At 33.6% G+C, this 22,657-nt stretch carries 18 protein-coding genes, 4 tRNA genes and 1 other annotated feature; of the genes, 1 reads left to right on the top strand and 21 read right to left on the bottom strand.

Annotated features, from left to right (window positions below):
- Nucleotides 1–47: 47 nt before the first annotated feature.
- The 14 genes from KQI85_RS09865 to nrdD all read right to left on the bottom strand — a co-directional run bounded on the left by KQI85_RS09865 (nt 48) and on the right by nrdD (nt 16,239).
- Nucleotides 48–1,862 carry a hypothetical protein gene (locus KQI85_RS09865; protein ID WP_216575920.1) on the bottom strand — a complete coding sequence of 605 codons (1,815 nt, stop codon included), beginning with the start codon at nt 1,860–1,862 and terminating at the stop codon, nt 48–50.
- Between the two features lie 33 nt (nt 1,863–1,895).
- Nucleotides 1,896–3,560 (bottom strand): nucleoside kinase, encoded by a 1,665-nt coding sequence (locus KQI85_RS09860; RefSeq protein ID WP_371820593.1) that lies wholly within the window; start codon nt 3,558–3,560, stop codon nt 1,896–1,898.
- 31 nt (nt 3,561–3,591) lie between these two features.
- The gene (locus KQI85_RS09855) at nt 3,592–4,287 is read right to left on the bottom strand and encodes a class I SAM-dependent methyltransferase (protein ID WP_253293826.1); all 696 of its coding nucleotides are present in this window, start codon (nt 4,285–4,287) and stop codon (nt 3,592–3,594) included.
- A gap of 21 nt (nt 4,288–4,308) precedes the next feature.
- The gene (rpoD, locus tag KQI85_RS09850) at nt 4,309–5,409 is read right to left on the bottom strand and encodes an RNA polymerase sigma factor RpoD (RefSeq protein WP_216575918.1); all 1,101 of its coding nucleotides are present in this window, start codon (nt 5,407–5,409) and stop codon (nt 4,309–4,311) included.
- Nucleotides 5,410–5,453: 44 nt separating this feature from the next.
- The gene (gene dnaG, locus KQI85_RS09845) at nt 5,454–7,214 is read right to left on the bottom strand and encodes a DNA primase (protein WP_216575917.1); all 1,761 of its coding nucleotides are present in this window, start codon (nt 7,212–7,214) and stop codon (nt 5,454–5,456) included.
- Nucleotides 7,215–7,261: 47 nt separating this feature from the next.
- Nucleotides 7,262–8,278, bottom strand: a complete 1,017-nt coding sequence (locus KQI85_RS09840; RefSeq protein WP_216575916.1) for a deoxyguanosinetriphosphate triphosphohydrolase — start codon at nt 8,276–8,278, stop codon at nt 7,262–7,264.
- A 180-nt stretch (nt 8,279–8,458) separates the two neighbouring features.
- Complete coding sequence (locus tag KQI85_RS09835; protein ID WP_216575915.1) at nt 8,459–9,679, bottom strand: DUF6709 family protein; 1,221 nt, start codon at nt 9,677–9,679, stop codon at nt 8,459–8,461.
- Between the two features lie 254 nt (nt 9,680–9,933).
- Nucleotides 9,934–11,430 (bottom strand): glycerol kinase GlpK, encoded by a 1,497-nt coding sequence (glpK, locus tag KQI85_RS09830; RefSeq protein ID WP_216575914.1) that lies wholly within the window; start codon nt 11,428–11,430, stop codon nt 9,934–9,936.
- 357 nt (nt 11,431–11,787) lie between these two features.
- A tRNA-Leu gene (locus KQI85_RS09825) sits at nt 11,788–11,871 on the bottom strand.
- 367 nt (nt 11,872–12,238) lie between these two features.
- Nucleotides 12,239–12,322 (bottom strand) — tRNA-Leu (locus KQI85_RS09820).
- Nucleotides 12,323–12,413: 91 nt separating this feature from the next.
- Complete coding sequence (locus tag KQI85_RS09815) at nt 12,414–12,968, bottom strand: helix-turn-helix domain-containing protein (protein WP_216575913.1); 555 nt, start codon at nt 12,966–12,968, stop codon at nt 12,414–12,416.
- Nucleotides 12,969–12,990: 22 nt separating this feature from the next.
- Nucleotides 12,991–13,446 (bottom strand): dUTP diphosphatase, encoded by a 456-nt coding sequence (gene dut / locus KQI85_RS09810; RefSeq protein ID WP_216575912.1) that lies wholly within the window; start codon nt 13,444–13,446, stop codon nt 12,991–12,993.
- A 17-nt stretch (nt 13,447–13,463) separates the two neighbouring features.
- Nucleotides 13,464–13,994 carry an anaerobic ribonucleoside-triphosphate reductase activating protein gene (gene nrdG, locus KQI85_RS09805; protein WP_216575911.1) on the bottom strand — a complete coding sequence of 177 codons (531 nt, stop codon included), beginning with the start codon at nt 13,992–13,994 and terminating at the stop codon, nt 13,464–13,466.
- Nucleotides 13,995–14,112: 118 nt separating this feature from the next.
- Nucleotides 14,113–16,239, bottom strand: a complete 2,127-nt coding sequence (nrdD, locus tag KQI85_RS09800) for an anaerobic ribonucleoside-triphosphate reductase (protein ID WP_216575910.1) — start codon at nt 16,237–16,239, stop codon at nt 14,113–14,115.
- A gap of 329 nt (nt 16,240–16,568) precedes the next feature.
- Here nrdD and KQI85_RS09795 point away from each other — a divergent pair, with 329 nt between their 5' ends.
- Nucleotides 16,569–18,878 (top strand): Crp/Fnr family transcriptional regulator, encoded by a 2,310-nt coding sequence (locus KQI85_RS09795; RefSeq protein ID WP_216575909.1) that lies wholly within the window; start codon nt 16,569–16,571, stop codon nt 18,876–18,878.
- A gap of 270 nt (nt 18,879–19,148) precedes the next feature.
- On the opposite strand, the gene KQI85_RS09790 is transcribed toward KQI85_RS09795, so the two are convergent.
- From KQI85_RS09790 to KQI85_RS09760, 7 genes are all read right to left on the bottom strand, one after another.
- Nucleotides 19,149–19,223, bottom strand: a tRNA-Pro gene (locus tag KQI85_RS09790).
- 38 nt (nt 19,224–19,261) lie between these two features.
- A tRNA-Asn gene (locus KQI85_RS09785) sits at nt 19,262–19,333 on the bottom strand.
- Nucleotides 19,334–19,520: 187 nt separating this feature from the next.
- The gene (gene rplT / locus KQI85_RS09780) at nt 19,521–19,877 is read right to left on the bottom strand and encodes a 50S ribosomal protein L20 (RefSeq protein WP_216575908.1); all 357 of its coding nucleotides are present in this window, start codon (nt 19,875–19,877) and stop codon (nt 19,521–19,523) included.
- 32 nt (nt 19,878–19,909) lie between these two features.
- A complete protein-coding gene (gene rpmI / locus KQI85_RS09775; RefSeq protein ID WP_216575907.1) occupies nt 19,910–20,107 on the bottom strand; it encodes a 50S ribosomal protein L35 in 198 nt (65 codons plus the stop codon).
- A gap of 33 nt (nt 20,108–20,140) precedes the next feature.
- Nucleotides 20,141–20,635, bottom strand: a complete 495-nt coding sequence (infC, locus tag KQI85_RS09770; RefSeq protein WP_216575906.1) for a translation initiation factor IF-3 — start codon at nt 20,633–20,635, stop codon at nt 20,141–20,143.
- Between the two features lie 28 nt (nt 20,636–20,663).
- Nucleotides 20,664–20,786: a sequence feature (ribosomal protein L20 leader region), on the bottom strand.
- An 81-nt stretch (nt 20,787–20,867) separates the two neighbouring features.
- Entirely contained in the window at nt 20,868–21,422 is a 555-nt protein-coding gene (yfcE, locus tag KQI85_RS09765; RefSeq protein ID WP_216575905.1) for a phosphodiesterase, read from the bottom strand.
- 215 nt (nt 21,423–21,637) lie between these two features.
- Nucleotides 21,638–22,627, bottom strand: a complete 990-nt coding sequence (locus KQI85_RS09760; RefSeq protein ID WP_216575904.1) for an AraC family transcriptional regulator — start codon at nt 22,625–22,627, stop codon at nt 21,638–21,640.
- Nucleotides 22,628–22,657 lie beyond the last annotated feature (30 nt).

The raw sequence follows: 22,657 nt of genomic DNA, 5'->3' as shown, positions 1-22,657 counted from the left end.
TTTGCATTTCCTTTTAATGACAATCTTTTTCCTGGATACCCATTTTTTTAATTAGGTATCCAGCTTTTTTTATGTTCTTTATAGAATTCAACTTTTCTATCCTGTTTATTTAATTCTGCCAATATTATACAGTTATCTATCTTCTCTTCTATATATTTAAGATCTAACTGTTCTTTTGGTGTCCTTTGCACATAATTCCAAATCAAGCCATATTCGTCTAATTCCAAATAGAACATTCTATTACTCTTAATTGACTTATACATTGTCCTTATACTATATTGATTAGATTCATCATACCTCTCTCTATTACCAAGTTCACTAGCATATGCTATCGCTATAATCTCATACACTGATATCCTATTCGATATAGGATCGTTGCCTTTTTCTGATTTAATTACATCTATTAATCGTTTTAATCTCTCTATACGCTTGTCTTTATTAAGCGTTGCTATCGTATATAGGCATATCATTTCTACTTTTGTATAATAGCATTCTTTCTTATGAATACTATCATAAGGCACTGTATATTCTAGAATCTTTTTTAATTCCCGTTCAGCTTCATCCGGTGCAATCTTACCTGCCTGTATCTTGGCTATTATACTCTTATTTTCAAAACATTGTCTATTTTCAACAACATCTTCCCATTTGTAATTATGCACTTCTGACTGTATCTTCTCTGCTATATTGTTATCTTTTCTACATATAGCATCATTCCATTTTATTTCATATTCTATAGCTTTTCTCTGTGATGTTATTCCCTCTGTCCTTGTAAGTTCAGGTGCAAGATGTAACCTTCTAAAGAGTTGTCTTACTATATTCTTCTGAGCACATCCTTTTCTATTCTCTATTCGCATAATTGTTCTCACAGAACATATACCATCACTCAATTCTTCTCTTGTCATTCCAAGCATTATTCTTCTTATTCTTATTACATCTGATATACTATATATTCCTCTCTGTTCATAGAGATAACTGTCATTGCCTCTTTCAATATCTATATTACATTCTTTTGCAATGTCATCTATAGTATTCATATATTGTAATATCTGTGTTCTTCGTAATACATATTCTTTGATATCTTCGCTATTATGTTCTTTTATATACCTTAATAGATTACTATTATGTACATTAAGCAGTTCCATAATATAATACATTTTGCCGCAGCTAATTAACAATTCCAATGCTTTTTCACCTAATCTGATTAATTCCTTATCATCTATTTTTTTCAACTCCATATATCTGTCTGACAGATATATTACTATCTTAGGATATATCTTTGCCCTTGAATATTGCGTAAGACTGCTATTCTCTATCTTATCAATCAGCTTCAATATACATTCTTCAAATACTTCACCAGACATATAATTATAATATTCCAGAATAAGATTATATTCCTGACTTGATAACAGATACTCATCTATACTTAGTTCAAATTCAGGAACTGTATATCTAATTGATTGTTTATATGTATTACTTATTTCTTCCTTAGAAAAATTATGTTCTCTCATAATCCAAGCTGTCATTGCAGTCATAAACTGCAATGACACTTTATTATTCTTTACCTGTTTTTTGTATTCTATCAGTTCTTTACTCGCCTGCTCATAATTCTTATTACTGATATTATTCATTATTTTTTCTTCAAGCATATATATATCATATTCTTCACAACTTACATATTCTTCATTTAGTTCATCTTCTATCCCAAGTCTTTGAAGAATTCTATTTATATATCTTCTATTCGCTTCTTTATCTTTTGATTCTATCTGTATCATCATTGATTTTGTATACAGACCATAACTCATCTGTTCAAGTGTTGCGCCAATTCTCGTTCTCTCTTCGTTAAAAAAATCTGCCAATATCATAGTGTCTTAATCATCCCGTCTTTTCCTATTTTTTTATACTCTAAAACAACTGCCTCCAATGAACTCTCTAAGAATACTATTCTTAGGAATATCCTCACTTGTAATTCCAAGGAAGTAATCTAAGAATTTTAATAATCTCTTAGCTTCGTCATATTCCGGTTCATCTTCTTTTATGCTAAACAGAAGTGGTTCTGCATACTGTTTAAGTACTGCAAGTTCATATATTAATGCTGAATTAAACATTGCATCTGCACCTTCCTGAAAACGGAATATATTCTGTTCTTCACCTCGTCTTACAGAATCCCACATAGATATTGTCTGCTTAGCTGATGTTCCTCTTGTTCTTGCATCACGAACTATTCGTCTTATCAGTCTGCCATCAGTTGTAGGTATTCTATTATGTTCATCAATATTAAGCTGTGTAAGTGCGCTTATATATATCTTATACTTGCTTTCTCTTGGAAGAGAATATGAAAGTCTGTCATTAAGTCCATGTATTCCTTCTATTACAAGAATATCATCCGGGCCAAGTGTCTTATAATTACCTTTATATTCTCTCTTACCTGCCTTAAAGTTAAATGTAGGTATCTCCACTGTCTTACCTTCAAGAAGATTGCACATGTCTTCATTGAACTGTTTTATATCAAGTGCTTCAAGACATTCAAAGTTATATTCTCCGAATTCATCTCTTGGAGTATTCACTCTCTCAACAAAATAATCATCAAGACTTATTGGATGTGGTTTTAATCCATTAGTCATAAGCTGTACAGATAATCTATGTGAGAATGTTGTCTTACCTGATGATGATGGTCCTGCTATCATAACGAACTTTTTATCTCTATGGGATGCTATCTCATCTGCCATCTGTGCAAGTTTCTTCTCCTGAAGTGCTTCCTGTACAAGCATAAGTTCACTTATTCTTCCATTAGCTATTGCATCATTAAGCGCACCTACATTCTCTACTTCCATTAGTTCAAGCCATTTTGCTGCTTCTTTTAATATTCCAAAAAGTTTTACCTGTGGTTCAAATTCCGGTATTACTTCCGGTTCTTCTCTTGTCGGAAGCTGAATTACGAACCCATCGCCAAATGGATATAACTTGAATCTGTCTATGTATCCTGTTGATGGAACCATATATCCATAGAAGTAATCTTCAAAGCCTTCTATACTATATATATTTACTTTTGATACTCTTCTATATCTGAAAAGTCTCTCTTTGTCATACATCTTATGTTTATTAAATATGCTTATCGCATTAGATGTTGCCTCTGATCTTTTTTCAATTCTTACATCTTCTTTTACAAGTTCATTCATTCTATTTTCAACTTTTTTAATAAACTCTTCATCAGCTTTTAGTTCACCTTTAAAGTCACAGTATAATCCCTTGCTTAGTGAATGTTGTACTCTTACATCGAGAACTTTTTGTTTGCCATATACATCATATATTGCTTTAAGCATAAGGAATATGGCACTTCTTTGATATGTCATATATCCAATCTTGGTATTAAGTGTAACGAATTCTATCTCACTGTTATCTGTTTTTACTTTTTTGAACAGTTCACGAAGTTTACCATTAACTTTTGCAAGAACTATTCTATGTTCATAGTTTCCCTGATATTCATGTGCCAATTTTTCTAATGATATATTTTTATCATATTCTTTATTCTCACCATTAATAACAACATTGATTTTTTCCATAATCATGCACCATCCTTTTGGGAATTATGGGTTACTTGAAGAATTCAAGTCCCTCATCCATATATTTTATTATCTCTTCAACTTGTATAAGTCTCTTTTGTCCGGCTTCATTATCATTATTCTTTAGTATATCTCTAACTCTTAGATATTTATCTCTTTCTATATCTAAGAATTCTTTTAATACACTGTCTTGCTGTTCTAAGAGCTTCTTGCCATATTGATAATATACTTCTCTATCATAGACTTCACTTCCTCTATGTGCTTTGATAATATTATAGAATTTGCCTTCATCTATAAGCATTGTCTCTTTTTCAATCATATAATTATTATCATGAAGATAATGTCTTACAACATCTACATCGGCATGTGGACACAATACAAGTTCTTCTACGCTCTCTAATGCATCCTTACCTGCTTCTAATATCTCTGTTGTCAGATGTCCTCCCATTCCGGAGATTACAACTGTATCTGCTTCTCCACTTTGTAACTTACTAAGACCATCAGACAATCTTGCTTCTATTCTATCTGATAATCCCATTCTCTCTATGTTGGCTTTTGCATGTTCTAGTGGTCCTTTTCTTACATCCATGGCATATGCTTTCTTACATATATTATTAACTGTAAGATATATTGGTATATATCCATGATCTGTCCCTATATCTGCAACGGTTGTTCCCTTGCTTACATAATCTGCAACTGCCTGTAATCTCTTTGATAACTGAATCATATATCTATTTTTTTCTCCTTATTAGTACTCAAGGTAATCTTTTAGTTTCTTGCTTCTGCTTGGATGTCTTAACTTTCTAAGAGCTTTAGCTTCTATCTGTCTTATTCGCTCTCTTGTAACATCGAATTCTTTGCCTACTTCTTCAAGTGTACGGCTTCTTCCATCTTCAAGTCCGAATCTAAGCTTTATAACTTCTGCTTCTCGTGGTGTAAGTGTTGACATCACATCCACAAGCTGTTCTTTTAAAAGTGTATATGAAGCTTCTTCAACTGGAAGTGGCATATTGTCATCCTGAATAAAATCTCCAAGATGACTGTCATCTTCTTCACCTACCGGTGTCTCTAATGATACCGGTTCCTGTGCGACTTTCATAATCTCTCTTACTTTTTCAACCGGCATCTTCATCTCTTTGGCAAGTTCTTCCGGATAAGGTTCTCTTCCAAGCTCCTGTAACATCTGTCTTTGAACTCTTATAAGTTTATTAATCGTCTCAACCATATGCACTGGTATTCTTATAGTTCTTGCCTGATCTGCTATCGCTCTTGTTATCGCCTGTCTTATCCACCATGTTGCATAAGTGCTGAATTTGTATCCTTTACGATAATCATATTTTTCAACAGCTTTTATAAGACCAAGATTACCTTCCTGTATAAGATCAAGAAATAGCATTCCCCTGCCTACATATCTCTTTGCTATACTTACAACAAGTCTTAAGTTAGCTTCTGCTAATCTATGTTTGGCATCTTCATCTCCAAGTTCTATTCTCTTTGCAAGTTCTATCTCTTCATCAAGTGTAAGAAGCTGCACTTTACCTATCTCTTTAAGATACATTCTTACAGGATCTTCTGTACTTATTCCCTCAATATTGCCAAGATCAAGATTATTATCTTCTTCCTCATCTTCATCTTCAACAATAAGCACTTCTTCATCTTCTGTCGGTCTTATAATATCTATATTATTGCTTTCAAGCATTGCTATAATCTTATCGAATTTATCTGGTGTAAGTTCTATGTCACCAAAGAATTCTCTAACTGTTTTATATTCAACTGTATTATTATTCTTTGCTGCACTCTCTAACAATTCTTTTAATCTCTCTGTGAACTTTAACATATTTTCATCCATCACTTTCTCCACCCTTCTAAATAGCATCCGCTATTTCTACAAAATTAGTTCAAGTATATATGCATCTTCTGAAATTGCGCCTGCTCTTTCATTACCTCCTGAAGTTCGTTAACACTTAAGGCATGTTCTTTACGATAATCAAAGCTATTATTTTTAACTCTTTGCAGAGTCTCATTAAGTGCTTTTTCTCTATCATTATCATTAAGATTACTTCTTAATGGTGTATTAAACAACGCTGCTACTTCCTTGTGTTCTTCTTCGCTGTCAAAATGGTTAACTATTGCTGCCGGGCTTACTTTTCCACCTGCATACTGCTCATACAACAATACTGCTACTTTATTATATAAAGGCTCTATAAAATCTTTTGGACTAAGCACATTCTCAAGTTTCTTGAATAATCCTGTATCTTCTATAAGCCATGTAAGCAACACTCTCTGTGCCTGTACTAACGCATCCTCTTTATTAATGATATTGTCTTTATTTTTCTGTCTTACCGGTCTTCTTGATGCTTCTATTCCAAGTTGCATTCCTCTTGCATTGACCAGATTTCTAAGACTCTCATAACTTATCATATACTTGTTGGCTATTGCTTCTATATAATTGTTTCTCTCTAGTTCTTCTGTGAATTCAGTAAGTTTGCCTGCTACCTCCTTAAAAAATGCTGTCTTTGAATCTGGATCTTTTAGATCATGATCTTTTTCCATAATTGCCACTTCATACATAAAGCTATTAGTTGCCCCATCTATTCGCTTTTGAAATTCTTCACATCCAAGTGCTTTTATGAATTCATCCGGATCTTTATGTGGTCGCATATTGATTACTTTGATACTAAGCCCTGCCTCCTTAAGTATCGGGATTGCTCTTAATGCAGCTTTAACACCTGCACCATCACTGTCATACGTTAACAGAATATTATCTGTATATCTCTTTAATATCGCCGCCTGATTAACTGTAAGTGCAGTTCCAAGCGATGCGACTGCCTGATTGAATCCTGCCTGATGAAGTGATATTACATCCATATATCCTTCACATATTATCATATTAGGCTTTCGTGAGCTTCTGGCAATATTAAGTCCATATAGATTTCTGCTCTTATCGAATAACTTCGTCTCTGGCGAGTTGAGATATTTCGGCTCACCTTCACCCATAACTCTTCCACCAAAACCTATTACTTTATTATTAGTATTCATTATAGGATACATTACTCTATTTCTAAATCTGTCATAAAAACCTTTTGAATCTACATTAAACAATCCTGTCTGTTTAAGAATATCATCTTTATAACCTTTTGATTTTAGATAATTGTATAAATCATATCCATTCTTGCCTGAATATCCAAGTCCAAACTTAAGTATTGTCTCATCTGTAAGCTGTCTGTTCTTAAGATATTCCATCGCTCTTTGCCCATGCTCACTCTTTAACATATAATAATAATATTTGCCTGCAAGCTTATTAATCTCAAAAAGTGTTGCCTTAAGGTCTGCTTCCTGCTTAGCTTCTTTTGAATATTCAAGCTCCGGTAATGGATAGTTCACTCTGTCTGCAAGTGTCTTAAGTGCTTCCTGGAATGTATAATTCTCATATTCCATAAGAAAAGTATATACATTACCTCCTGCACCACATCCAAAGCAGTAATACATCTGCTTACCTGGTGATACTGAAAATGAAGGCGACTTTTCATTGTGAAATGGACAAAGTCCAAAATATGAGCTTCCTTTTCTTGTAAGCTTTACATATTCAGAAACCACATCCACTATATCATTTTTTTCTCTTACTTCTTCTATTACTTCATCTGGATAATACATCTTCTCATCTCAATTCTATTGCTTTTTCTTAATTAATCTATATATATTTATTTTTGCACTCTTGTCCATGGCTTTGGTACAAATAGTTCCTTGAACGCATTAATTGCATAAGTATCACTCATTCCAGCTATGTAATCACATACTATTCGTTCCTGTTTCTCTCTTCTCGTCTCTACAAGTTTTTTGTATTCATCAGGAAGCAGATCAAAATTCTCCAAATAGTATTGATAAAGTGTTATAAGCATATTCTTTGCTTTTTTCTCTTCACTCTTTGCCTTAGGATTAGTATATACACTTGAAAACATAAATGCTCTAAGTCCCGACATTGCATCTGCTATATCTTCTGACATATTAATCTGTGGCATATCCATGCTATTAGCTATTATATCGCATATTATTGTATTAAGACGTTCTCTTTTACTCTTGCCTAATACTTTAGTATATCTATCCGGTATATCTGATTCAAATAATATCTCTGCTCTCATCGCATCATCAATATCATGGTTAATATATGCTATCTTATCTGACAACCTTACCACCTGTCCTTCAAGCGTTGAAGGATGTCCCGCTGTTCTATGATTAAGTATTCCATCTCTTACTTCTTTTGTAAGATTAAGTCCTCTTCCATCATTCTCAAGTATCTCTACTACTCTTATACTCTGTTCATAATGTCTAAAGCCTTCTTTGCATATACTATTGAGTGCATCTTCACCTGAATGACCAAATGGTGTATGTCCAAGATCATGTCCAAGTGCTATCGCTTCTGTAAGTTCTTCATTAAGTCTCAAGGCTTTAGATATCGTTCTTGCAATCTGTGCAACTTCTAGTGTATGTGTAAGTCTAGTTCTATAATGATCTCCCTCAGGAGCCAGAAATACCTGTGTTTTATGTTTTAGTCTTCTAAATGACTTACAATGCAATATTCTGTCTCTGTCACGCTGATAACAGGTTCTTATGTCACACTCTGGCTCTGGTATATCTCTGCCTTTTGATTCACGACTATATGATGCATATCTGTTAAGGTATGCATATTCTAATTCTTCCTGCTGTATTCGTATATCCATAAAACGACCTCCATTTCTGATATAAATCATTCTATTAACTACTACTTGGCTGTTATACTAATTACTATTACAAATTTTCATTATTTAACAACTTTTTAATCATTTTACATACATTTACCATTCTATCACAAAAAGGACAGTCTGTGTATGACTATCCTTTTATTTTTTAATATATTAACTTTAATTATCACCAAAATGTTCCTGGTTAATATTACCTTCTGATTGATTATTATACTGTGCATAATCATCCTGCATATCAGGCTGTGCATAACCTGAAGTATAATCCATACCATATGCAATATTAGCTGCATACTGCTGTTCACCGGCTTTTACATTATTAACCATCTGAGCAAAATCATGTTTGTGAAGTTGCTTATTCTCTTTTGAAGCTCCAACATATATGTAAGGCTTTGCTTTATATATCGCTTCAATAATATGATCTGTTGAACGAACTCCTCTTAGTGGTCCGAATGCCACCTTCTTATTAGCTTTATTATAGATATGTACGTAATAGTACTTAACACCTCTATTATTATATATATACGAATAAGTCCATATAACATCTGCTAATTCAATAACTCCGTAGTTTCTTCCTTTTGGTCCGAATATATACTTTCTTCCGACTCTTACTGAACCTGCAAGTTCATTCGCATTCATATAATCAGAATTCATCTCTGCAAGAACCTGTTCACTACCGCCAGCTGCCTTAATAATAGGTTTTGAATATGCATGTGTTAAGTATCTTATAATCTGATGTATTAACATTATCAATATAGCTGCATATAAAACCATAAATAGATATTTAGCACTTGCTGCAACATTATCTGTTGTATAATCAACTTTGATAGCCATTGGTGATACAATATTTTTTATCTCTTCTGTTGAATATTGCGCCCCTAGTGCTTCTTCAAAATAATCGGCAGCATATCCAAGATCTTCATCTGTCAGTTCTGTGAATACACCTTGTACTTCAACTGTTGTCTCAGGCTGTGTTCCATTGATAATATAATCCCAAGTCTCTTCTGATATCTTATCAAAATCATCAAAGTACATCTTCGGTGCAATAATCGTCACATAATATGATAATTGATCATCTACAGGAAATAAATAATACTGTGTTGTCACTTTCTTATTATATGACTGATTCTCCTTATATGTATACTCCTGAATATAATAATCCATCAGATAGTCAACTTTAAGCTTGGCAAATTCACCCTTCATGCTATCATCGCCATCCATAAGTCGCTCTGAATACTTCCAGAAGTCGTTAGGTTTTAGTAATTTGAACATTCCACAGTAAGTTACCACTCCCGACAGCACTACTGCAAGAATAACAAGTATAATTACCGATGTCCTAAACTTCTTCTTCTCAACCCTCTTAAGTTCTTCTAATAATGTCATCCTTTTTATCCTCCACTCACTTTTTTTATATAAAATAAGGGGCGCTATTAATGCGTCCCTTTTTTAATTAAGTAAATTATCTACAAGTCTACATGATGTCGATACGATGTCCACACGATGTCTGTATACTAGTAGCTAAGTAAGTCTCTAAACAAGTCCCTCTGCTCATATCAATGAGCTAGGTACAGTATAGTACTATTTTTTATAATGTGTCAATGTGTCAAAAGTACTATATGGCACTTTTTCTGCAACAATCAGTTTCCTTTAAATACTCTTGTTGCCCCAACTGCATTAAGCCATCCTCTATACAGTTTTTCTCTTTTCTCCTTTTCCATTGATGGAATAAACATTCTATCTGTTTTTCTATTCTCGCTTATCTCTCTCATATCTTTATAGAATCCGGTTGCCATTCCAGACAGACATGCAGCACCAAGTGCTGTAGTCTCATTAATCAAAGGTCTCTCCACAATTTCATTAAGAATATCACTTTGAAATTGCATAAGAAGATTATTCTTAACAACGCCACCATCTACTCTAAGTCTTATAAGTTTATTACCACTGTCTTTATTCATTGCTATTATAAGATCTTTGACCTGATATGCTATTGACTCAAGCGTTGCTCTTACAAAATGTGCTCTTGTAGTTCCTCTCGTCATTCCAAATATAGATGCTCTTGCCTTATCATCCCAATATGGTGCACCAAGTCCTACAAATGCCGGAACAACATATACGCCATCACTGTCAGGTACTTCTTTTGCAACATCTTCACATTCAGATGCCTTATGAATCATCTCCATTCCATCTCTTAACCATGATATAGCACTTCCTGCTACAAATATACTGCCCTCTAATGCATAATTAACACTTCCATCTGCTGCACATGCTATTGTCGTTAACAGACCATTCTTAGACTCTACCGGTTCTTCTCCTGTATTCATTAATAGAAAACAGCCTGTTCCATATGTACATTTTGCCATTCCTTTTTCAAAACAATTTTGTCCAAATAATGCAGCTTGCTGATCACCTGCAACACCACCAATACGGATTGAATAATTCTGAAACAGTCCAGGAACTGTCATGCCAAAATCACCTGATGAATTAAGTACCCTTGGAAGCATACTCTCATTAACACCGAATATATCCATAAGTTCTTCATCCCACTTAAGTGTATGTATATTAAACATAAGTGTTCTTGATGCGTTAGTATAATCTGTGACAAATGATTTGCCACCTGTCATCTTCCATATAAGCCATGTATCAATTGTTCCGAATATTAATTCACCCTTATCTGCTTTTTCTCTTGCTCCTTTTACATTATCAAGAATCCACTTTACTTTTGTTCCTGAAAAATAAGGATCTATTCTAAGTCCGGTCTTTTGATGAATCATATCTGCATATCCTGCTTCTTTTAATTCATCGCATATATAATCAGTCTGCCTTGATTGCCATACAACTGCATTATATATAGGAATTCCAGTATTTTTATCCCATGCTACTATTGTCTCTCTCTGATTGGTTATTCCGATTGAATCTATCTGTTCTGCTGATATATTGTTGCTATTAAGCACATCTGTCATTACATACAATACACTAAGCCATATCTCATTAGCATCATGTTCAACCCATCCAGGCTGTTTAAATATCTGCCTGAATTCTTTTTGCGAACATGCGACTATGTTCGTCTGCTTGTCAAATATAATTGCTCTGCTGCTTGTTGTTCCCTGATCTATTGCGAGTACATACTTCTCCATATTCTTTTGCTCCCATCTATATATTTTATTCTGACTGCTCCCACAAGAAAACCTGGCAGGGCGCCATATATTTATAACCTTCTTATATTATGATATGACGGTCAAAAGGTATTTTGCCCGTCATTTATGATTCATCAGATTACTACATGCTACGCATTCCTGTAATCTGACCACACCTCGAAATTCGCTAATTTACTGCCTCCACGCAGTAAATTGCTACTTTCTCGGTGTAGTGTGAGTCAATAAGGCATACACCGAATTGCATGCAAGCATGCATCGATGATACCTTTTGACCCTTGAATCATATTATATCATTTTTAGATATAAAAAAAGCTTTGCATATCATGCAAAGCTAAGTGCGGGAAAAGGGACTTGAACCCTCACGTCGTTGCCAACACTAGATCCTTAGTCTAGCCTGTCTGCCAATTCCAGCATTCCCGCAAGTCTTATATTAAGTTGTTGTCTTTGTTGTGACTTCTAAGTGATTGCCTCAACAGTTAGTATAATACACTATCTGTCTAATTATGTCAACACCTTTTTTAATTTTTTTTAATATTTTTTTCAACTTTTTTTGCCGATATTAACAAATGCAGTATTTTAGCGAGTTTGAGTGTCATATGATACCGTTCATTCATTCGCAAATATTGCATATTTTCCTCTCCATTCACAACTTATTAGATGATTTTATTATATCGATATACCAGAATTCACATTATATGACATAGCCTTTTTTCTAAATATAATCATATCTGTTCCTACTTTATGGCAAAAAAATAACCCCAGTAATTACTAGGGTTGTAAAAATGTATGCAGCAGAAGGGACTTGAACCCTCATGATATTGCTATCATATGAACCTGAATCATACGCGTGTGCCAATTTCGCCACTGCTGCTTAACGTCACCATTAGATATTAACACCTTTTGTTCATAATTTCAATATCTATTTTCATTTTTAGATTAGTTTTTAACAATTAAAGATTTTATCAGATATAATCCTGAATTATAAAAAGTGCTTCTGCTCTTAGATTCTTATTCGCATATATTCCCTTTGTTGCATAATCAGCTGCACTCTTCGCATATTCAACATTAGCTGCTTTTTCTGTTCTTACTTTTGGTTTTGCAAGTTCATAATAGCTCTTTGCTACTATTGCACATGCTTCATCATATATCTTGCTTTGCTTATCTGTATACTTCTTAAGATGCTCTATAGCTTCTTCATAATGCTTGGTTCTATATAATTCCTTGCCAGTAAGAAGTTCATTATATTGCACTTCAACAGGTGTTGCCCACTTAGGTGCTGCTTCTTCAACAGTATCAGCAATCTCTTCTTTCTCTTCTTTTGGAGCTAATAGATGCTCGTATGGCACTCCAAGTCTCTCAGCAAGATATTGTAATGTCTTAACTGATGGTGATGCTGTTCCACTTTCAATAAGGCTTAACATATTACGGGTAATTGCATCACCTGCCAACTCACTTTGAGTCATCTTTCTAAAAAGCCTTGCTTCTCTTATTCTCTTTCCTAATTCCACTTTGTCCATTGCACCGTCATCCTCTTACTCTTTATTTTGTTCCTGTTGAACCAAATCCACCTTCGCCACGAACTGTATCACTAAGTTCATCTACTTCTTCAAAGATCGCTGTAAGATATGGTGTAATAACAAGCTGTGCTATTCTCTCACCATTCTCAACTGTTGCAATTTTATCTGAATGATTATGAAGTGCTACCATAAATTCCCCGCGATAGTCACTATCAACAACACCTACTTTATTAGCAGGTGCAAGTCCTCTCTTACTAGCAAGACCACTTCTTGCATATATAAGTCCTGCATAGCCTACTGGTAACTCCATAGCTATTCCTGTATGGATAAGCACAGTCTCGCCCGGATTAATGCTAATCTCATTAATTCCATCATCCATACATGCATATAGATCTGCTCCTGCTGCATATTCACTTCCGTATGTTGGAACAATTGCATTTTCTTTTAGTTTCTTAAATTTTACATTTACTTTATTCATTATAAGCCTCCACATAACTATCTTGTATTAGGATCCCATAGAACAATCTCACCTTTTTCAAGTGATTCTTTTACAAGAATTGTTCTCTGATTAGATGAGCCTTTAAATCTTAATTTGGCATTCTTAAGACTCTCTACAAATCTTCCATCAACAAGTACATCTATAAGATTAAGCAATTCCATCGTCTCTTCATGGTCTATTGCCATATCTTCAAGTATCTCTTTGTCATACAGATATCCTGTAAAACACCATATAGTCTTACAAGGATATATCTCTCTTATTCTCTTTAGCAATTCTACAAGAGGTTTTTGATTAGGAAGTGCAAAAGGATCTCCACCTAATAATGTTATCCCTTCTACATAATCCGGTTTCATATATTCAATAATTCTATCTTCTGTCTCTTTAGTATATGGACTTCCATAATTAAAATCCCATGTTTCTTCATTAAAACAGTTCTTACAGTGATGATAACAGCCACTTACAAATAGTGACACTCTCACTCCCGGACCATTCGCTATATCAAATTGTTTTATATCTGCATAATTCATAACAATTTTCCTCCTGTTGCAATGTATTTCTATAATAATTCTGAAAAATCAGTTAGTCAACATAATTATTAAAAAATACACAGAAGTTTTCTCTTCTGTGTATTCTCTGGTTAAATAATTATAAATGTAATACTCTTGATTTTATCTCTTTTGTCTTACCAACATTCCAGAAGTTCTCACCAAGGTATCCACATGTTCTTCTGGTAACATTCATCTTATTTCTGTCTTTGTTACCACAATTTGGACATTCCCATTCAAGATTGTCATTAATCTTAATCTCACCATCAAAACCACATACATGACAATAATCTGACTTTGTATTAAACTCTGCATACTGAATATTATCATATATATATTTTACAACAGTCTCCATAGCTTCAAGATTCTTACTCATATTAGGTACTTCAATATAAGATATCGCACCACCTGATGAGATTACCTGGAACTGACTTTCAAAATCGAATTTAGAGAACGCATCTATCTTCTCTCTTACATCTACATGATATGAATTAGTATAATATCCTTTGTCTGTTACGTCTTTGATTGTTCCAAATCTCTCTTTATCTATTCTTGCAAATCTATAACATAATGATTCTGCCGGAGTTCCATAAAGACCAAATCCAAGTCCTGTCTTTTCTTTCCATTTATCACATGCTTCTCTTAACTTATTCATTACTTTTAATGCAAATTCTTTACCAGCTTCATCTGTATGGCTAACACCTTTCATAAGTTTTGTAACTTCATACAGACCTATATATCCAAGTGAAATTGTTGAATAACCACCATGTAATAATTTATCAATCTTCTCACCTTTTTTAAGTCTTGCAATAGCGCCATACTGCCAATGAATTGGACTGACATCTGACAATGTTCCTTCAAGTGCTCTATGTCTGCACATAAGTGCCTCATAACATAATTCAAGTCTTTCATCAAGAAGTTTGAAGAACTTGTCTTCATCACCTTTTGCTATAATACCTATCTGAGGAAGGTTGATTGATACAACACCCTGGTTAAATCTTCCTTCAAACTTATAATTGCCATTCTCATCTTTCCAAGGTGAGAGGAAGCTTCTACATCCCATCGGACTGAATACATTGCCTTCATAATGTTCACGCATCTTCTTAGCTGATATATAATCAGGATATAATCTCTTAGATGAACATTTTACAGCAAGTCTTGTTATATAATCATATTTACCACCATTTAAGCAGTTATTCTCATCAAGTACATAGATAAGTTTTGGAAAAGCAGGTGTTACATATACACCTTTTTCATTCTTAATTCCTTCATATCTCTGTTTTAATATCTCTTCTATAATCATAGCATTCTCGTCTATATACTCATCATTATCATCAAGATATAAGAATAATGTAACAAATGGAGACTGACCATTAGTTGTCATAAGTGTATTAATCTGATATTGAATTGTCTGAACGCCAGACTTAAGTTCATCTCTAAGTCTTACTTCAACAATCTTCTCCATCATCTCTTCACTTAATTCATCACCAAGTTTTTCTCTTAAAAGTCTTCTGAATTTATCACGACTTCTTCTTAAATATTTGCCAAGATGACTAACATTGACTGACTGTCCACCATACTGACTGCTTGCAACTGCAGCTATTATCTGTGTAACTACTGTACATGCAACCTGAAAACTCTTTGGACTTTCAATTAATTTGCCATTCATAACTGTACCATTATCAAGCATATCCCCAATATTGATAAGACAACAGTTAAAAATTGACTGTAAAAAGTAATCAGCATCATGAAAATGTAATACGCCTTCTTCATGTGCTTTTGATATCTTCTCTGGTAAAAGTATTCTCTTTGTAAGATCCTTAGATACTTCACCAGCAATTAAATCTCTCTGTGTTGATGCAACAACAGCATTCTTATTGGAATTCTCTTCCATAACATCTTTATTAGTACTTCTTATAAGACTTAATATAGATTCATCTGTTGTATTTGCTTTTCTGACAAGTTCTCGCTTGTAACGGTAAATGATGTAAGTCTTAGCCAAAACAAATTTGTTCTGTTCCATGAGTTTAAGCTCAATAATGTCCTGAATGTCTTCAACAAGCATTCTTTTCTTGTTCTTAGATTCAACAAATGATACTATCTTCTCTATTGTATCTTCATCTACTCTTTCTTCAGGTTCTACTTCACTATTGGCTTTTTGGATAGCGGTTACTATTTTACTTCTGTCAAATGTAACTTCGCGTCCATCTCTTTTTATGACTTTCACGTGACCTTCTCCCTTTCCCATATAACGCTTCTTTGCGTTATTTATTTGTTAAAATATATTCGAGACCAAAACTCTCTCCTACTGATTATAGCACCGCTCACTCTTTAAGTCCACTAAATATAGTGTTTTTTTTAAAAGTCTTACTATATTTAGTATTATTCAGCATTTTACGCAATATACTGACTATTACAATCAAACACCTTTTACTCTACATTTATACCCAAAACAGGTCGAAATACGAATTAGTTATTAGCTAACCAAAATGATTTTTTTGTAATTTAGTGTCAACTTTTACTTTTTATATTTAATTTTAGAAAAGGTGGGTATGTATGAATTCAGCGAGTGAAACATTTGAAGTAAAAAAAGGGCAGACTCTTTATCATAAGGGTTCTCCCGTTAAACAGATGGCTTTTGTTAAAAGCGGTCGCATCAAAGCCAGTGATAATCGTATCGGATTCACTATTGAATCCGGTCAGATAGCCGGAATATTAGACGCTTCTTTCGATATATACAATTTTTCTTATGTTGCTGTGGAAGATAGTACAGTAATATTGTTTCCATATTCCGGCATCGAAGATATTGAGATAATAATGCGTTCATATAACAATTATGCAACTTTTTTTGTAAAACAAATTACCGGATATATTAATGAATACCTCAATTATCTGCGTATTTTTATCAATCATTCAGTAGAATTAAAGAATTATATTACAAACAATTATGGAAAATATCAGACACTTTGTGCAGATAACAAGATTGCTCCACTGCCATATACCGACATCAGTATACTTAATAACGATCCTGACATATCATCAGTTGATCCGCTGACTATATCTTATTATCATGGTGTCAGCCATATGCCTAAGAATATCTCTGATGCTTATTACAAATGCAGTCCCGGAACTGCGGCATATATTATATCAGAAGCCAGTAACTTCGTTGTATCACTTGTTAATGATGTTCAGTCTATCAAGGATTATGTATTCGATCTAAGGAACAATCTCATCAATGACAGACATGAAGATTTTTTTAAATGTCTATGTGAGCTTGCTTTTGATCTTACACGCTCAGGCAAGGATGTCAAAAGTGTTATTGCAATGGTTAACGAACTCTCAGATTTTATAATATCATCTAAACTGTATGATGCTAACAAGACATCCGAACGTGTAAAGAGATTTAAAACTGAACTTACTGAGATTCCTGTAGGTGAGATTATTCCTACTGATGACAATGCCAATAAAACTCATGTTGATACTGATCCTGAGAAGATCAAACTCATCATCAAGGATTCTATAAATACAATACTTAAATACTCAGAAACTGATGAAGATACTGCAACAAGATTCAAATCGCTTGTGCATACTTTTAAGAATTTCAAAGATCGCAGTGATACTGGTGATAATGCAATGAAGACACGAAAAGAAATCACCAAGCTATATTATGATATATATGAATCAATACTCGTTAAAGCCATTCATGATTCTAATGTTCCAACCATTATATCTATGTTTCTTAACTTTGGATATATCGATGAACAGCTTGTTGGCATAGATAATGCTATTCAGATATATGGTTATGCAGAGAACATCCATGAACTTAACAGTGAACATATATTTACAATATTCGAATGGTTCAAAGCTATCTATACCGGTAGACGTGATCCTTCCAAGAATGATTTTGACCTTGATTATCCTGCTTATCTTAGAGATGAGAAAAAATCAGGAAGAATAACAGCTGCTCAACTTAATGAATATATGAATAATATGGATATGAGACTTAATTTTGAGATGCGTAACTTCTTCATCTCTGCTAACCGAGTAACTTGTGGTCGTATCTCAACATTCTGTCCACTCCTGTCAGATGATGTTATTATAAAACCACTTGCAGTTTCATGTCTTAATGCATCTAAGGTTGACGATACTCTTAACAAGATAAGATCTATAGATTTCTCAGCTTTCTATAGAGAAGTTATGTATTCTGATATAAAACATGGACTTGACAAAGAGTTTGTTCAACAGGAAGTTCTTCCCGATATTATATTGTTTCCTAATTCAGGAACAAAGGGACATATGTGGCAGGAACTTGGTAATTCTAAGCGAAATACTCCTGCAAGGTTCGCAATGCCTGTTATTCTTCAAGAAGAACTTCTAGAGACTCTTGTCGGACTTGTTGGAAGATATCGTTGGGAGATATGTCGTCGTATACAAGGTGCAAGATGGAATGATCTGTCTGAGAAATCTCTTACTGCTGAATATTGTGATTATGTACAGTTTTATAAGAAAAATAGAGATTTATCAGATCAGGCAAAAGAGAAGCTCAAATCTTCTCTTCAAAAAGCAAGAAATAGTACAAGAGAGCTTTTTGCCAAGGATTACGAGCAATGGATTATATATGAATCTAAAGGAGCATCAAGACTTAATAAAGTTGCAAGGCGAATTATCTTCACATATTGTCCATTTTCTAAAGAATACCGTACAACACTTTCACAAAGTCCTATGTTCAAAGAGTTACTAGAAAGGTATGCAGTTCAGACTGCTAACAAGAAAAAACGTGCTGAAGGTGTCAACCTTAAGGTTAGTAAAAATGGTGGTATAATAACACCTCCACTCCAGACTAATCTTGAATTCTATGATATGTAGATATTAAGGTATGTAATTTATCCAAAACTACTCGACAACCCTCTTGTGGTTATACTGTCATATATGCTGATATCTCATATTTTGTATTTATCTATATGTTTTGTTATAGTCTTGTAGCAGTTGTCGAATATCTTGTGGTTTGTTATCGTCTTGTAGCAGTTGTCGAATATCTTTTGAAATGTCATCTGCTTATAACTTATATTATGAAACCAAAAAATCTCCTCTGAAATTATCCTCAGAGGAGATTTTTATTAAGAAATATATTAGGAATCGGGGTGACAGGATTCGAACCTGCGACCTCTTGATCCCAAATCAAGCGCTCTAGCCAAGCTGAGCCACACCCCGTTAATATTATGTTAACTTGTATTATTACATAAAAAGAACTCCCCGAGTAGGGCTCGAACCTACAACATCACGGTTAACAGCCGTGCGCTCTACCATTGAGCTATCGAGGAAGAACAATTATTATTATATACTCTTTTTTTCAAAAGTCAATACTTTTTCATAATTTTTTTATAGGTTTTTTATTTTTGGCATTTATGCTTTTGTCACTTAAAACTACCACCTAAAGGTAGTAGTTTTTAAGCTCTAGCTATAAAAAAGCTGCCCATCCGGGCAGCCTAAATATCTACTTAATATTAATTAAGCAATTTTTGTTTTAGCAACTTCTGCTAATTTTGCAAATCCTTCTGCATCGTTAACTGCCATATCAGCAAGTACTTTTCTGTTTAATTCGATGCCTGAAGCTTTTAATCCATACATGAATTTGCTGTATGATAAACCGTTCATTCTTGCAGCTGCATTGATTCTTGCAATCCATAACTGTCTGAACTGTCTCTTTCTTTCTTTTCTACCAGCATAAGAACTTGTTAAAGCTCTCATTACTGACTGTTTAGCTACTCTATACTGTTTTGATCTAGCGCCTCTGTAACCTTTAGCTAGCTTAAGTGTTCTATTTGCTCTTTTTTTGTGGTTTAAACCGCCTTTTACTCTTGCCATGTTAAGTATTCCTCCTTCTTTCTATATAAATCCTATAAATAAGGTAAAATTTTCTTCATATTCTTTACATTTGTAGCATCTGTAATAGTTGCTTTTCTAAGATTTCTCTTTCTCTTAGCTGATTTCTTTGTTAAGATATGGCTCTTGTAAGCTTTCATTCTCTTTAACTGTCCTGAACCTGTTTTTTTGAAACGCTTTGCAGCGGCTCTGCTTGTTTTAATTTTTGGCATGATATATCCTCCTTAAATACTAAAAATTTTATTTTAACGTTTTTCTGTTAAAAACATCATTATACTTCTGCCTTCAAGTTTTGGTGGCTTTTCAACTACTGCAACATCTGTAAGCATCTCAGCAAAATCATCAAGTATCTTCTTGCTGCTTGCCATGTGTGCCATCTCTCTACCTCTAAAGCGCAAAGTAACTTTTACTTTATCACCCTTCTGGATGAACTTTCTTGCCGCATTAACCTTAGTGTTAAGGTCATTAGCTTCAATATTTGGAGATAAACGAACCTCTTTTACGTCAATTACTTTCTGCTTCTTTTTTGCTTCTTTTTCTTTTCTGGCTAATTCATATCTGTATTTACCAAAATCGATAATCTTACATACAGGTGGTTTAGCTGCTGGTGCAATCTTCACTAAATCAAGACCTGCTTCTTTTGCTAACTTCATTGCTTCTTTCGCTGACATAACGCCTAGCTGCTCACCATCTTCACTAATAACACGGATTTCTTTATCCCTGATCTGTTCGTTAATCATTAAATCGCTAATAATCGTGCACCTCCATAATATATTAAAAAAGTGGATAGTCAGACTATCCACTCATAAAAAACAATTAAATCATTTTCCAAATATTAACCCGAGTCACTTAATATGTGCTAAGGTGAGAGTGGATACTCTTCTTTCTTTTCTTTTCACAACTATTGTATTCTATCATACATTTGCATATGTGTCAATACTTTTTATAGCTTTTATTATTGTTTTTATATTTTTATCTCTCTGTATTGATCTTATACTCATGTATAACATTGCCTTCCATATTCTTAATCTTAAATGTCTCATCTTCATATATCATATAACTGTTTTCATTACCATTTTTTGGTATTGATACTGAGCCTGGATTAATATATGTAAAGTTATCATATTCTTCAATAGCCTGTACATGAGTATGCCCATGCACAAGAATATCACCTTTTGTAAAAGGAAGTGGATTATCTGCATTAATCTTATGTCCATGTGTTGCATAGATTGTATGTCCATCTATGAATAGAGCAATATATTCAGCCATTACCGGGAATTTGAGAACCATCTGATCTACTTCTGCTTCACAATTTCCCCTCACACACATGATTATATCTTTTCTGTCATTTAACATCTTTATTACTTCTTTTGGTGCATATTCTCTTGGAAGATCATTACGTGGTCCATGATATAGAATATCACCAAGCAGAAGAAGTTTTTCAGCTCCTTCTCTGTCAAATGCCTGCAACATCTTCTCACAATAATATTTAGAACCATGAATATCTGATGCTATCATTAATCTCATATACCATACATCTCCTCATCTCTTTATCTTTTATCTCTTTAGCTTTTATATTTTTATTACCAAACTCATATTTTCACACAAACTGCCTAATACATGTTCGCCATTGCATAAGACTATACATAGCATTCTGAATCTGCTTTTCTGTCCTTGTATCTACAATTGTATGGTAATATAGCTGGTTCAAACACTACATCTTTACAATCACTTGTTATCAGTTATAGTTCATTACCTGTGTCCGTTTTCCCTAGTCTTCGGTATTCTTTAGGGCTTACATTATACATTTCTTTAAAAACTCTGTAAAAATAGCTATTATTATCATATCCAACTGCTGTAACAATGTCCGATATTGCAAGTGTTGTATCTTTTAATAGCTTTGCTGCCTTTGCAAAACGTTTTTCAAGCAAAAGCTGTGAGAAATTCTTTCCTGTATACTCCTTAATCAGCCTGCTAAGTGTTGATATCGACATATTCTCATTAAATGCCATCTCATTAAGCGATGCTGTCTTATAATTCTCGTCTATATATGCCATAACACGCATTACAGTCTGCCTGTCTTTGCCTGATATATTATCATTAACACTTATCATGTCTATACAATCAGCAAGATACATAAACAGAAGCCCTATTGCTGTCTGATTAATTATATTTCTGTAATTCTTCTTATTAACAAGTGACCATACCATATTCTCTAGGAGATTTTGTACTGGAAGTACATCTGCTACTTGAAAATACATATATCCAAATTCATCATTCTTTTCTCTTAATGAATTTATTATAAATCTGCTTATTATATTCTCTCCCCCAAGCATCTCAAGTGCAACATCAAGAAATTGTGGCAATATAATAAAATTAACTGCTATATCATCACTTCCTGCGGCTTCAATCTCATGATATACATATTGATTAAGAATTAGCAATTCTCCTTTTTTAAGTACTATTTTTTCCTGCGAATTGATTATATGTGTCGTACTTCCATTACACATATATATCATCTCTACATAATCATGCCTATGCTTTGGAAATGCTACAAATCTTGTATGTGTCCTGACATCTATAAACTTTCCTTTTTCAAGCATTTTATTACTTCTTATTGTAAAATCTTTAGTATTCGAATATATCTGTTTTTCTATTTTGTCGCTTCCATTAAGAATTGCCAATTCTTCTTCAGTGACTTTTTTTAATTGTGCCAGCAATTCTGTATTCATATCTTCACCCTGTTTTCAGATTATTTTATA

It is taken from the genome of Falcatimonas sp. MSJ-15 (assembly GCF_018918265.1).
GTDB lineage: Bacteria > Bacillota > Clostridia > Lachnospirales > Lachnospiraceae > Falcatimonas.
Note: the sequence above shows the minus strand (reverse complement) of the source record. Positions and strands in the feature narration are given on the sequence as shown.

Excerpts from the sequence above, each read along its gene's own strand:
- KQI85_RS09865 (WP_216575920.1), bottom strand. The coding sequence starts at position 1,862 with ATGATATTGGCAGATTTTTTTAACGAAGAGAGAACGAGAATTGGCGCA.
- KQI85_RS09860 (WP_371820593.1), bottom strand. The coding sequence starts at position 3,560 with ATGGAAAAAATCAATGTTGTTATTAATGGTGAGAATAAAGAATATGAT.
- KQI85_RS09855 (WP_253293826.1), bottom strand. The coding sequence starts at position 4,287 with ATGATTCAGTTATCAAAGAGATTACAGGCAGTTGCAGATTATGTAAGC.
- rpoD (WP_216575918.1), bottom strand. The coding sequence starts at position 5,409 with ATGGATGAAAATATGTTAAAGTTCACAGAGAGATTAAAAGAATTGTTA.
- dnaG (WP_216575917.1), bottom strand. The coding sequence starts at position 7,214 with ATGTATTATCCAGATGAAGTAATAGAAGAAGTAAGAGAAAAAAATGAT.
- KQI85_RS09840 (WP_216575916.1), bottom strand. The coding sequence starts at position 8,278 with ATGGATATACGAATACAGCAGGAAGAATTAGAATATGCATACCTTAAC.
- KQI85_RS09835 (WP_216575915.1), bottom strand. The coding sequence starts at position 9,679 with ATGACATTATTAGAAGAACTTAAGAGGGTTGAGAAGAAGAAGTTTAGG.
- glpK (WP_216575914.1), bottom strand. The coding sequence starts at position 11,430 with ATGGAGAAGTATGTACTCGCAATAGATCAGGGAACAACAAGCAGCAGA.
- KQI85_RS09815 (WP_216575913.1), bottom strand. The coding sequence starts at position 12,968 with ATGGACAAAGTGGAATTAGGAAAGAGAATAAGAGAAGCAAGGCTTTTT.
- dut (WP_216575912.1), bottom strand. The coding sequence starts at position 13,446 with ATGAATAAAGTAAATGTAAAATTTAAGAAACTAAAAGAAAATGCAATT.
- nrdG (WP_216575911.1), bottom strand. The coding sequence starts at position 13,994 with ATGAATTATGCAGATATAAAACAATTTGATATAGCGAATGGTCCGGGA.
- KQI85_RS09795 (WP_216575909.1), top strand. The coding sequence starts at position 16,569 with ATGAATTCAGCGAGTGAAACATTTGAAGTAAAAAAAGGGCAGACTCTT.
- rplT (WP_216575908.1), bottom strand. The coding sequence starts at position 19,877 with ATGGCAAGAGTAAAAGGCGGTTTAAACCACAAAAAAAGAGCAAATAGA.
- rpmI (WP_216575907.1), bottom strand. The coding sequence starts at position 20,107 with ATGCCAAAAATTAAAACAAGCAGAGCCGCTGCAAAGCGTTTCAAAAAA.
- infC (WP_216575906.1), bottom strand. The coding sequence starts at position 20,635 with ATGATTAACGAACAGATCAGGGATAAAGAAATCCGTGTTATTAGTGAA.
- yfcE (WP_216575905.1), bottom strand. The coding sequence starts at position 21,422 with ATGAGATTAATGATAGCATCAGATATTCATGGTTCTAAATATTATTGT.
- KQI85_RS09760 (WP_216575904.1), bottom strand. The coding sequence starts at position 22,627 with ATGAATACAGAATTGCTGGCACAATTAAAAAAAGTCACTGAAGAAGAA.